Annotated in this window: 9 protein-coding genes; 3 read left to right on the top strand and 6 right to left on the bottom strand. The window is 41.4% G+C overall.

Going from position 1 to position 12,645, the window contains the following annotated elements:
• The first annotated feature begins 66 nt into the window (after positions 1–66).
• On the top strand, positions 67–1,257 hold the full coding sequence (locus V7L31_RS14840) for a SpoIIE family protein phosphatase (protein ID WP_334696933.1): 1,191 nt from the start codon (positions 67–69) through the stop codon (positions 1,255–1,257).
• A gap of 132 nt (positions 1,258–1,389) precedes the next feature.
• Here V7L31_RS14840 and V7L31_RS14835 read toward each other — a convergent pair whose 3' ends face one another.
• The 6 genes from V7L31_RS14835 to V7L31_RS14810 all read right to left on the bottom strand — a co-directional run bounded on the left by V7L31_RS14835 (position 1,390) and on the right by V7L31_RS14810 (position 11,439).
• Positions 1,390–1,716 (bottom strand): STAS domain-containing protein, encoded by a 327-nt coding sequence (locus tag V7L31_RS14835; protein WP_334696932.1) that lies wholly within the window; start codon positions 1,714–1,716, stop codon positions 1,390–1,392.
• Positions 1,717–1,823: 107 nt separating this feature from the next.
• Positions 1,824–2,537, bottom strand: a complete 714-nt coding sequence (locus tag V7L31_RS14830; protein WP_334696931.1) for a PIG-L deacetylase family protein — start codon at positions 2,535–2,537, stop codon at positions 1,824–1,826.
• A 46-nt stretch (positions 2,538–2,583) separates the two neighbouring features.
• Positions 2,584–4,590, bottom strand: a complete 2,007-nt coding sequence (locus V7L31_RS14825; RefSeq protein WP_334696930.1) for a glycosyltransferase — start codon at positions 4,588–4,590, stop codon at positions 2,584–2,586.
• 640 nt (positions 4,591–5,230) lie between these two features.
• Positions 5,231–8,080 (bottom strand): DUF3131 domain-containing protein, encoded by a 2,850-nt coding sequence (locus tag V7L31_RS14820; protein WP_334696929.1) that lies wholly within the window; start codon positions 8,078–8,080, stop codon positions 5,231–5,233.
• A 285-nt stretch (positions 8,081–8,365) separates the two neighbouring features.
• The gene (locus V7L31_RS14815) at positions 8,366–9,739 is read right to left on the bottom strand and encodes a restriction endonuclease subunit S (protein ID WP_334696928.1); all 1,374 of its coding nucleotides are present in this window, start codon (positions 9,737–9,739) and stop codon (positions 8,366–8,368) included.
• Positions 9,736–11,439, bottom strand: a complete 1,704-nt coding sequence (locus V7L31_RS14810) for an HsdM family class I SAM-dependent methyltransferase (RefSeq protein ID WP_334696927.1) — start codon at positions 11,437–11,439, stop codon at positions 9,736–9,738. The genes V7L31_RS14815 and V7L31_RS14810 overlap by 4 nt, the downstream gene beginning before the upstream one ends.
• A 425-nt stretch (positions 11,440–11,864) precedes the next feature.
• On the opposite strand from V7L31_RS14810, the gene V7L31_RS14805 reads away from it, so the two are divergent.
• Positions 11,865–12,239, top strand: a complete 375-nt coding sequence (locus V7L31_RS14805) for a DUF433 domain-containing protein (protein WP_334696926.1) — start codon at positions 11,865–11,867, stop codon at positions 12,237–12,239.
• Positions 12,236–12,631, top strand: coding sequence for a DUF5615 family PIN-like protein (locus V7L31_RS14800; RefSeq protein ID WP_334696925.1), 396 nt, complete (start codon positions 12,236–12,238; stop codon positions 12,629–12,631). Before V7L31_RS14805 ends, V7L31_RS14800 begins: the two co-directional genes overlap by 4 nt.
• The last annotated feature ends 14 nt before the right edge of the window (positions 12,632–12,645 follow it).

The raw sequence follows: 12,645 nt of genomic DNA, 5'->3' as shown, positions 1-12,645 counted from the left end.
AAATTTCATATAACTTGAATGAAAGCAACTATATTACTGATAAGTTTACTTGATAAAGTGTAATCCATGTTTAAAATTTTAGTTATTGATGATGACCCAACAGTGCGAGCAGTACTGAAAAGCACACTCCAAAGGCAGGGTTATGATACTACTGTAGCCAGCAATGGCGAAGAAGGAATTATACAAGCGCAAAGGCTACATCCTGCTTTAATTATTTGTGATTGGATGATGTCTCAGGTAGATGGGCTAGAAGTGTGTCGCCGAATTAGAACCGATCCAGAATTAGCAACTACTTTTTTTATTCTATTGACGGCTAGAGGAGCAGCTAGAGGAGAGGAGGAAGATAGAGTTAGGGGGCTTGACGCTGGAGCAGATGAGTTTATCTCTAAACCAATAGAGATGAATGAATTGAAAGCAAGGGTAAGAGCAGGATTAAGGTTACACCAGCTAAATCAGGATTTACAAAGTCAAAAGCAAGTTTTGGAGACATTAAATCAGGATTTGCAAATTCAAAAGCAAATTTTGGAAGCAGAATTGTCTGAGGCCGCTGATTATGTGCGATCGCTTTTGCCTTCACCCTTAGTAGGATCGGTAACTACAGAAAATTTGTTTATTCCCTCAGCACAGCTAGGGGGTGATTGCTTCGACCATCATTGGATTGACGAGGATCATTTGGCAATTTACTTGCTAGATGTATCAGGTCATGGGGTGGGTTCAGCCCTCCTATCTGTATCAGTGCTAAATGTTTTGCGATCGCAATCTCTACCGAACACTAACTTTTGTCAACCAAGTGAAGTTTTGAAAGCACTCAATCACGCCTTTCAAATGAGGAAACACGGTGATAAATACTTCACAATCTGGTATGGAGTTTATCACCGCCTAAAACGTCAACTCATTTATGCCAACGCCGGACATCCCCCAGCTTTATTGTTATCTAATACCTCCACGAACAGCATTGAAGTTAAACAGCTAATTTCTTTAGATTTACCAATTGGCTTTTTACCTGAAGTTAAATTTGAGGATGCTGCTTTTGAGGTGGATGCAAACAGCACTTTATACATCTTTAGTGATGGTGCTTATGAAATTAATCAGTCAGATGGTGAAATCTGGGGTATTGATGCTTTCATTGACTTACTAACCAAATACAGTCAAAAAGATACTTGTAATCTTAATCAACTATTAGCGAACATTCTCACTTTAAATGCTCAAGATAATCTTGATGATGACTTATCTTTAGTAAAAGTTAACTTTGGTTAGTATAGTCAAATACAGTAGGGAATAGAGAACAGGGTTGAAAGTCTTTTGGTATATGAATTTTTTATTAAATTTTGTACCTCATTTACCTGAAATAGGCTGGCTGTAGCTTGAAATTTGGTATTGTCTAGCAGCTTACTGTGTTGCCAATACTTGGCGATTGAATTCATCTTGATCGGCAAAAATTTGAAAAATTCTATCCATTTTAGTCAATTCAAATAACATTCTGACTTGATCGCTGATCGAACAAACAAAAAGTTTACCATTAGCAGCTCGTACCATTTGCATTGCTGATACTAAAGCACCTAACCCAGAGCTATCAATAAACTTTACTTCTTTCAAGTCAAGCAACAAAACATCGGTTCCGGCTGCCAGAATATCGCTAACTTCACGCCGTAACTCATTACCTCTAATACCATCTAAAATTCCAGACAATTCTAGTATTTTTACACTCAAACTCATGGTTTTATTTTCCTATTTTCTGGCTTGAAAACTATGTATTTATATTTTGGCATTGACATTAGGAAAACTGCAATAGATACAGCAATATTTTTGTGTTAATTATGCATTTAGCTCTGTTTTACTACTTGGTGATTGCTATTATTTGCTATGGCAGTAAAAAAGCTAGCATCAACCCATTGCCGAGAAATTTCAAAAGCTTCAAAATAGCCATCTTTTTGACCTAACTCTCTTGCCCAAAAACGAGATAAAACTAGTATGGCATCAAGCTGCATAAATGCTTTATTTAACTCTGATTCATAACAACCAATAGCGGCAACTTTCTCTTCAATGACAGAGGTGATATCTACAAAAAAGTTTGGTTCAAAACCACGTAAAAAAACAGGTGGTGCTGAATACCATAGAGGTATGTTTTTGCGAGTAGCAACATTAGAAACTGCGATCGCACACACTTCATGATCTCTATGTCCATATTTTTCTGGTTGTGGTGCGTGGGTAATAATCAGATCGGGTTGCCAACGTCCCAGAACTTCTTCAGTCACTTTTACTACTGCTTGGGTTGAAAAGTTGCACTCTTCAAGTGCATGAAACTCGTAAGTTGCACCGATAATTTTACCCGCTGCATCTGCTTCTTGATGACGCGTACCTTTAATCGGCGAACTAGAAAGACCGCCATCAGTCAAAATTAAGCAATGAACATTCCACCCTGCTTTAGACATCAAACTGAGAGTACCAGCAGCAGGTAGAACTTCATCATCAGCATGAGCATAAATTGTTAAGACATTTCGCTGATTAGAGTTGTTTAAGTCTGAATAAGTGTTCATAGCTGTTTTTTCTAGATTGAATTTGCAAGTAACTCAGCACTCTTAATTAGGCCTCTTTTGGAGGTTGCCAAACAGAGGCGCGGATGATAGCCGACAAAAGCAATAAGTTATAGATGGCCCATGCACCATTGAGTAAGTGAACGCCAGGATAATTCAGATGACCAATTGCAAACTGATAAAGACTCCATAATATTCCTAGAATGGTCAGGATAAAGACAATTAACTGTGGCCAAACCAGCCGGAGATAAATGCCAGATTGCCGTTGCTTCGGTGTGACTTGAAAATTGAGTTTTTGTCCTGTAAATACACTCCATACAGCTTGGATTAACAAGGGAAATAAAGCGATCGCATATTGTTCAGAGCGCCAAACTTCTCTAGCTGGAATGCCCCAAGTGGCTGATATAAAAGTTAGACGGTTGATAACAAAAGCGGGAAAAAAGTGTAAGGCAAAGTCAGGGCCATAGGTTTTAACTGGAATAATATCCGTAAAAAAATAGATAATTGGACAAGAAATAAAAACCAAAGTTGCAAAACCAGAGAAATAGCTATACATCGTCTTAAAATAGTGCAACCTTTGCCAAAAACTTAATCCTGGTTTGGTGAGCGGGTTTTCTCTCAATAGCACTTGGATAGTTCCTTGTGCCCAACGTAGTCGCTGTTTCAGAGTAGAACTCAGGTCATCTGGTGCTAAACCTTCTGCTAGAAGTTCATTGTGATAAATAGATTTCCATCCAGCACCATGCAGACGCATCGCTGTATTCATATCTTCTGTAATACTGTTGCTGGATACGCCACCAATTAATTGAAATTCATTCAGACGTTTTTCATCTTTGGCAAACTCATCAGCAAAATGTTGTAGTCCCACACTAATCAGTGCTTCTCGCCTCAAAATCGCATTTGTGCCTGTATAAAAAGCGGCATTCATGCCATCTTTGCCTTGTTGAAGCGGCCCATAAAATAAATTTGCTCGATGTCCAAAAGGATCGCCGGGAGGAATATTGTAAAAATCTTGGCGGGTCTGAACAAAAGCAATTTGATTCTGATCGTATTTACCTGTGAAAAGATTATAGGTGTAGAAATAAGGCAGAACTCGCTTGAGAAATTGTGGTTTGGGAATATGGTCAGCATCTAGGGTAAGAAGAAACTGTCCTGAAGTTTCTCCCGAAAAAATCGCGTAATTGAGATTACCCGCTTTCGCATGATGGGGTACACCAGCAGGCTTGGGACGAGCAATGTAGCGAAAACGAGCGAGTTCAATTAGTTCTATTTCTTTCTTGCTTATAGCTTCTTGTAAGGCTTTGCGTTCGCTAATTAGGCGATCGCGTAGCGTCTTTGCAGGAGAATCGCTAATAGTATGATGTTCGGGAGATAGCCAAAGAACTAACTGACGCAGACCTTGTACAAATCCAGCAGCAGAATCGTTAACTACTGATTTTGATGATGCTTGTAGCCATTGTTCAGCAGCTTGAGCATTAGTTGTGAGATTTTCCAGTTGCTTCAAGCGCTCGAACAAATAAGAGCGTTCTGCATCAATTCGCACTACTTCTTTCTGTAATTGTGCAGACTGCAAATCCTCAATACACAATCTTTCGGTCATCGCTCGCATATCAGCCGAGTTACCATCATCCAGCACATAAACGCGTAACTTTATGGGCGGATAATCCATTGCTAGGGCAGCTTTAGCAGTTTCTTCAACAATTTCCGGTGGCTCGTTGTAGCAGGTTACAAACACATCCACTGTTGGCCAATCAGCTTTGGGTATAGGTGGGGTCAATTGGTCGAGAGACTTAATTTGTCGGACTAAAGGTCGCCATAAGCCAATTACAAACATTACGCCACCGAAATAGCTATAAATCTCTGCTATCAGCAAAGGAATAGAGATCCAGAGGGCATCAAAATTGATGGAGTGGGTGATGCGCCATTGCAAATACCAGATGCCAAAAATTAAATTGATTTCTGCTAGATAACGAAATAACAGGGTTCTTTTTTTGAGTAACGAGCGGCTGTTACCGGAAAAGTTTGCGGAATTATCAATAATAGAAACTGAAGTCATTTTAGTACCGATAGTTAATGTATCTGCATCTCCCCTCAAAACAAGTATTCCCTAGTTAAATTTGTAACTAACAGCTTATTCTCGATTAACCCAAAATTAGCATTGCTGAATTGAGGTATGAAGAAGGATGCAGAATTCAGAATCCAGCAATCTTGACGCGACTCGAAAATACTCGCTCTAAGCGTTGGTGCAGCGTCTCTAAGAGTTATCATGCCGTTGGCTTTACGCTGCGCTATCCGCTTTTTCGGTCAGAATTCATTCTGTTAGCGGATAGGGGACTTCCAAATAAAAAAATATGCAATTAACTCTTGTGGGGTGGGCATCTTGCCCGCCCTATGGACTGGGCGCTCATGTTGCCATTGGTGTCAACTTAACGTGAAACCACTTGTCCGCCGGGAATTGAAATTCCCGTCTTATAGCTAAAGTCATCTGAAGATGACTAAAAATCTCCAGTCTACTTCAGTAGACTTAAGCTAAAAGCCAAAAAAATTTATTTCCGGGCGGATATGGAAGCAAACAGATAAGCTATTTCCAGCTTAAGTTGACACCTATGGCATCTTGCCCACCCCACAATATTGGATAATTTATTTTTTCGAGTTCCCTAAAGACGTAGCAGTGCTACGTCTCTACAAGAATTCTGTTATTTTGTGCCAGTTATTAAATGGGTATTTTTACCATCTGAAACCCAGTAACTTCCAGAACTATCAGAAATTAACTTGGTTTGTTGTGTGGCAGTGCTAGGTAGACCCCGCCCAGAATTTCCCTCGTTAACAGCCTGCCACCAAATAGACTTCGTGGTGGTAGTCGGCCGAATTAAGGGTTGTCGATTTGTCACGCTGTATAGCAAGGATTGCAAAATTATACTGTTGGTGTCGCTAGTGAAACCAATTGCTGTTTTGCCGGTGGTTTCGTAGAAACCCTCATAAAATCCAGCCGATGGATTATATAAGTCAGTCGTTCCTTGGAGTAATTCTTGACTATACTTGTTTTCTGGAAGTAGGGCATGATAGGCAAAAGCGACTGCTGTACTTACCAATCGCCCCTTTGGTACTGGTTTACCGTCATCTCCTAAAGCTGCCCAAGGCTCACCTTGTCCGGTAATTGTACTGTGGACAGTGTAAGGTTTACGATCAATTAGGGTGGTGGCTGAGGCTGTGAGGGTTTTGGTGCGGCGGTAACGTTCGGCTTGCGCCTGGAAAATTGGCTCAAAGAGCGATCGCATTTGTGGATCTAGTCCAAACTCCAGTGCATAGAGTACAAAAGGATTGCTAACTGTGTATTGGTTAACTTTAGAATTAGTATCTGTGCGATGGCGTTGAATTGGGACTTTCACCCCTTCCACTGAGGAAGTTTGATATTCACCCCCAACAGCAGAACGCTCAAGATTAAACCCCCATAATTGAAAGGCACGAGCGGCATATTCTTCATAACCCAAGCGAATTTCTGGGTTAACGCGCGTTAGATATCGCCCATCTTGCTCTTTGGTGACGGTGGCACTAGAGAGAATACCTTCGCGCACCACACGCAAATATGACCAATCCAGCACAATTTTATCTACCGCAGCCGTGTATTCTGGATGGCAGGTTTTTAAGTTGTAAAGCGCTGCCAGCATTCTCCCTAAATCTAAAGCTGACCAGCCGTTTCCTTCTGGAATTGGATTTCCACCATAATCTACTGGTTGGAGCGATCGCGTATCGTAACTCCGACTCGGCAATTCTCCAGCAAATAATGGTAACTTTGTCAATGCTGCCAACAGATGGCGAGTGCGCCCGTCAAATTCCTTGGGGGTAATTATATCGAGCGATCGCGCTGCATGGAGGGCTGAGAGATAATTTCCCAATCCCCAGAGGGTTGCACCTTTGAAATCACTGCGATCATCTATCAGCCCATTTTTAGAGTGATAATTGGCTTGAAAGTATCGCCAAGCCGCCTCTGCATAACGCCGTTCAATAACCGTCAGCGATCGATCTAGCTTCAGGTTAGATGATGGACTATCTACTGGTGGAATCGGTGCAATGGTTACTTCTGTCGGTTTAGAATTGTCCGTAGGGATTGCGATCGGAGTCTTAGCAGTAGAATTCGCTTGATTTGCGGGTGTTACTGGAGAAGCATTTTCACTAGGCTTACCAGTAGAATTCGATTGATTTGCAGATGTTGCTGGAGAAGTATTTTCACTAGGCTTGCTAGTGGACACACTCGCAGAACCAGAAGCAATTAAAGGGTGATTTCCCCTAGCTTTGTAGTATAAAATCTCCAAAATTAACCCATTAGTATTACCTGTTAAAGCTTTATTGGGTTGTTTTGATTCTTCATAAATACCAGCATAGTAACCACCATCATCAGGACTGCGGAGATCCTTGACTGCATCAAAAACTTTTTGGGCATAAGCATTATCTGGAAACAGATAGCGCCAGCCAAAAGCAGCTTTTGTGCTAATGCTGCGAAACTGTGGATAAGGTTGATTGCCATCAGTAATAGTTGCCCAGTTGACACCGTTAGCGTAGACGGTGTTGTAGAGAAAATAAGGTGCTTGGTCGATATTATCTTCTGTGACGGCAGTTAACTGACCTGTGGTATCAAAACGCCGTTTTTGCACATCTAAAACCCTGGCAGCAAAATCGGCTAATTCACCTTGCAAGCCAAATTCAATCCCATCCAGGATATAAGACTCACTCACAACATAATTATTAGCATTGGTGCTTTGAAAGTCACGGCTATCAACAGGAATTTGGACACCATTAATTTCGACTAACTTAAACGGTTCTAAAGCAATGGCCTTGGATGCAGAAAAACCCCAAAGTTGATAACCCCTAGCGCCGTATTCTTCGTAACCGAGTCGTCCTTCCTGCACCAGTAACGTTTTCTTGTCAGGAAGAACAGTAGCGCCAAATAGTTCTCCATCTTTGAGCGATCGCGCCACCTGCCACTTTGCTACAATCCCTTTGAGCCACTCATTATATTGAGGGTGACAGGTACGGATGACATCAAAAGCCGCCAGTATTCGCCCAACATCCAAAGCCGACCAACCAATACCCCGCTCTATTGGATTGTTACCATAATCAACCATCTGTGCAGTGGCCGCGTTATAAACTTTATTTGGCAGCGCATCTTCAAATAACTTCAGGCTGTTGAGGGTCGTCAAAAACTTATTGAGGCGGGAATCAAAGTCTGCTTGGTCAGTCAGATTCAACCAGCGTGCAGCATTCAATGCCATCAGGTAGTTACCCATATCCCAGAGTGTACCCGAAGGATAACCCCCAGTAGAATTGGTAAATCCCGTCGCTGGCTGATAATTTTTGACAAAATATTGCCAAGCCGCACGAGCATAAGTTTGTTCTTCAGATGTGAGCGGGGCTGTAATATTGCTACAGCTATTGGGATTTTGGGATAAGACTGGTGTCGGAATGTAAAACAACAATTGCAGAAATGTTCCAATTAGGAACAATGCAATCCATCTCAACAGCTTTTGTTGAGGGAGTTTGTATATCATAATGTAAAGAAGGAATTAGGAGCGTCATAGCCCGTCTGTACAGTTATAATTCATAAATTGAGCTTTTATCAGGTCTATTCTTTTAGTAATGGCTTTATCGATTCAGTCGAGTAGCCTCAGCTGTTATATAGCAGTCCTAAATCATTCGTGAACAATAAGATCCCCGACTTCTTTGAGAAGTCGGGGATCTTAGTCTCTCGATTTTTACAACTCATTTAGGATTACTATATGCTGGGGGCGATCGCCTCTATGTGATCACAGGCAATACATGATCGCCAGACAAACTTAGACAGCTACCTCAATCTGCTTGGTTCCCAAAATCAACGCCTCAATTTCAGCTTCAATTTCTTGCCGCTTACGTTCTGCTGCTGCGCGTTCATAGAAAATAGCTTTTTTTCCTTGCTCTACTCGTTTTACTAGGTATTTCTGTATATCTAGAGATGGAATAGGAATTGGATAGTTTGCAATCATATCAGCATTAAGATTGGGCTGATTGTTACCGCTTGCTAGTTCACGGAGTCTATCATACTCACTTATTAAATAAATCCAAACAAAATCAGGATCTACGTCTTCAGAAAAGTTAGTTAGAACAGCACAAGCTTGATTCGTTGCAGCTTCTATTCCGAGTTTTCCCGTTCTTCCACGAGTTGCCCCTTGACCGTACATCGCAATAATGATGCTTCCCACAGGATAGACTTTTGCGCTACTGTTATCTAATCCTAATTTAGTAATTGATTCTTCTGTCCGAAAAATCATTTCATTGCGTACTTCAGTAGTTTTAACCCAGGGAATATCTCCACCAAAATAAGATGCATTTTTCCTAGAAGGGGTTCCACCGCTTCCAATCTGACATATTTCATTTATTTTTACGGTAGGATACTGCGACTCTTGAGGTTGATTTCTTTCTCTCCAGCACATATCAACACCCCATCTTTGTATCTCTGACCACCAAAGAGCAAAAGCTTTAGGCTTAATCAAAATATTTTTTCTTTCACGACCAAGTATTTGCTGAAGATTAAGCCAAGTTTCTTTTTCTTGATTCACTATCCGCTCAGTAATTGCTTTGATTTCTTCTTGTGTGGTTTGCCAGCGATCGACAATGGCTTGCTGAATACCGATCGGCGGTAATGGTATTTCAATTTGCTCTAATTGCTCAGGTTGAACTCGCTTTCGCCCACTTGTTCCACTGATCATGCTATTGATAAGTTGTAAAAATTGTTGACTTCTGAAGACAAGCTGAATGTAATCAGGGAGGGCGACATCAGGTAAAACTGCATAAACTGGAAATTCACTACTAACTGCTGCAAGCGGCATATCGTCAGGAATAACGCCAATTGCACCATTCCTAACATCTATTTTGGAGTAAATAACATCACCTGGAGAAGCAGAAAATAATTTTCCTTTAAATTCGCTTTTGCCTTTTAAGTTTCGTAGCTCAATTGAACCATCAAAGTGTAAAGTAATTAGCTGAAGCGTTTCAAGGGGAGATTCTTTTCTATTAATCTCTACTTGTTTTCTCTGTAAAGCAGTGTGCAGAGGTTGGATAAATTCTTTGAGCCATTGCCAGCCAACCTTAAAAAACGAATTGACACTCCAAGACTGTAAGTCCTTAAACCAAACTCCAAAAACTTTTGGCAATTCTTGATTTGCTGTTGTCATGCTGCGGATTCCTCCAGATTTAGCATGAATTTCTCAGGATTAGTGCGAAACTCACGATAGAAATCTAGACAACTGACATTAGAATTTGGTGGTTGGTTGTCGTTGGGGTAAAGTTCGTTTTGGTCTTCTTCTCCCGTTGCTGTAATACCTACCTTTTCGGCATTATAGAGAAAAATTGGATAAGGAACTCGTTCTTTTAACAAACCGCGAGTTTCTGCTTGCTTGATGGTTTCCATCTGTTTTAGATAGGCTTTTAATTCTTTTTGTAGGGCCTGTCTCAATTGAGTTTTTTTCTCAGCTTTTGCAGTAGCGATCGCTTCATTCAGGCTATGGGTTTGGGCTGCAATTTCTTCAGCATATTTTTCATCAATTTCTGCCTTTGCTTCAGCTTTATTAGCATCAAAATCTAGTTGCTCTGCCTCAGTAAATTTCTGCATGAATAACAGTGATGCTTTAACACTAGCTCCAGACGAATAAAACGTTTCTTGAGGTAAGCTTACTACGGCTCGAATAAAAGCCCGATCTTCGCAAAACTCACGCACATAAGCCAGTGAAGGATTATTAAAAATACCCTCTGGTAAAACAATTCCTAAACGTCCTCCTGGTTTGAGCAAAGATAGACACCGTTCAATGAACAAAATTTCAGTTTTAGTTTTACTACTTGCATTTTTAGGTAAATCAAAGAGAGAAGCGATAGAATTTCCTACTGCGGCTCGTACCCTTTTCATTGCTTCTTTGTAGAGATCGCCAAAATCCTTTGTATACTGCTCCTCTACTTTTTCGGGAACAGTGACGCTGGCTTCTTCAATTACATCAGTCTCTTCCACATTTGCCCCAAAAGGTGGATTGGTCAGCACAATGTCAAAGCGACCTTCAAAAATGCCATTGATGTTGATAAATCCATCATGATGATGTACTCCACCATGACCATCTCCGTGCATAATCATATTCATCTTGCTAGTACGTGCCATACGATCATTTGCATCAGTGCCATAAATACAACGATTTGCTAGCTTCCACAAACGAGAATTTTCTTTTTTTTGATCGATTGTTTCTTGAATTACAGCGTACTTTTCGCGGCGTAACCTAGCTTTTTCAATGTCATTTAGGTCAGTCCGTTCCGCGACTTCTGCTTTAAATTCCTCGTACTCTCTATCTGCATTCGCCAAAATTTGCTGCCGCACAATTTCAAAAAAACGAATCAGGAATCCACCCGAACCACTGGCGGGATCACAAATTACATCTCCTTCCTGTGGTTCCACCATTCGGATCATGAACTCTACAATGGTACGAGGTGTAAAAAACTGCCCAATTTCGCCCCGAAAGGTGCGCCCTAAAAACCGCTCAAAAGCAATGCCTTTAATGTCTTCGCTGGTATCTGAAAGATTATATTTCTCAAGCAGCTTTACAATTGCTTTAGCCGTATTGAATTTGAGATCAATTCGATCATCCTCATCAAAGATGCGATCAACTTCATAATCTCGCTTAGTTTGGGCAAATAACACGTTCATTGGATCATCATGAATCTGCTTCTGTTCATCTAGAAAATCAGCCGTGAACAGATTTTTTCGCGATCGCCCTTCTCGCAATCGGCGTTCAATTCCAGTTTTAACAAATAAAATCTTGGCAATCTCATCAAATGCCGCTGCGGGGTCTTTCTTCTCTCGATTGCGAATTACGTTATGGCACTGGTGCAGCAAATCAGCAAACTCATCTTCCTTAAAGACCTTCAGCTTTGAAACCAGTTCTTCAATATCTTTATCACTGGCATCAGCATGAGGAATATTTTCAATCTCAGCATAGTTGGGAGCTAACCGCTCTAAATCAACCTGCCAGTATGATGTTAGACACCTTCGACCATAAAAGATGTCTATGTTGCTACAAGAAGAAGGAGTAGGTCTTCAAGTTACCACCCAGCGTCACCGAACAGCCCGTCGTAGACATCGCCTGGCACTGGTGAGCGCCATTATTTATCCCCACAGTTGACCATATTTTTTGCAATTCTTCCGATTATGAGTTGATGCACATCTTGGACATTGCATAGTGATGTCTACAACGGGATACCCACGCATTAACTCATAAGTTTTTCGGTAGTATGGAGGTAGTTTCAGAGGGGCATTGAGATATGACTCTGGCATCAAATGGGCAAACAACTATTATTCGCACAGAACGCGGACTGACGATCGCAGGCACTCGTATCACTCTATATGATGTGATGGACTATGTAACAGAACAGTACCCACCGAAGTTTATCCGTGCCATGCTTAGTCTCACGGATGAGCAAGTCGATTCTGCGCTATCTTACATTGATGCACACCGTACAGAGGTTGAAGCAGAGTATCATCTTGTCCTCCAGGAAACCGAAGAACTACGGCAGTATTACGAAGAAGAAAATCGAGAGCGAACTGCCCGTATTGCTGCTAAACCTCCAAAGCCTGGTACAGAAGCTATTCGGGCAAAGCTTCAAGCAGAACGAGCCAAGCTTGAATCACAAGCATGAACTTTCTGGTCGATCATAATCTTCGAGGACATTCCGTTCTTCTAGCAGGTAGCCTTGCGGCAAGCGGCTGGCTTGACTTAATTTCGATTCGCTTTATCCTCTTTGAAGAAGTGGGGTTAGCAGTCACAAGCGACGATCGCGTTGTTTGGCGGTATGCTCAAGCTAATCAGATGATTCTGATCACTGCCAACCGAAGCATGAAGGGCAAAGATTCCTTGGAGCAAGTGATGCGTGAGGAAAATACTCTGACATCACTACCTGTTGTTACAATAGGCAATATTGATCGGCTACTTGCTGAACCAGATTATCGGGAACGTTGCGTTAATCGATTAGTTGATATCGTGCTTGATATTGAAGATTATCAAGGCGCAAGGCGAATTTTCATTCCATGATGCGCCTGACCTTA

This window comes from Nostoc sp. (assembly GCF_036916655.1).
Classification (GTDB): domain Bacteria; phylum Cyanobacteriota; class Cyanobacteriia; order Cyanobacteriales; family Nostocaceae; genus Nostoc.
Note: the sequence above shows the minus strand (reverse complement) of the source record. Positions and strands in the feature narration are given on the sequence as shown.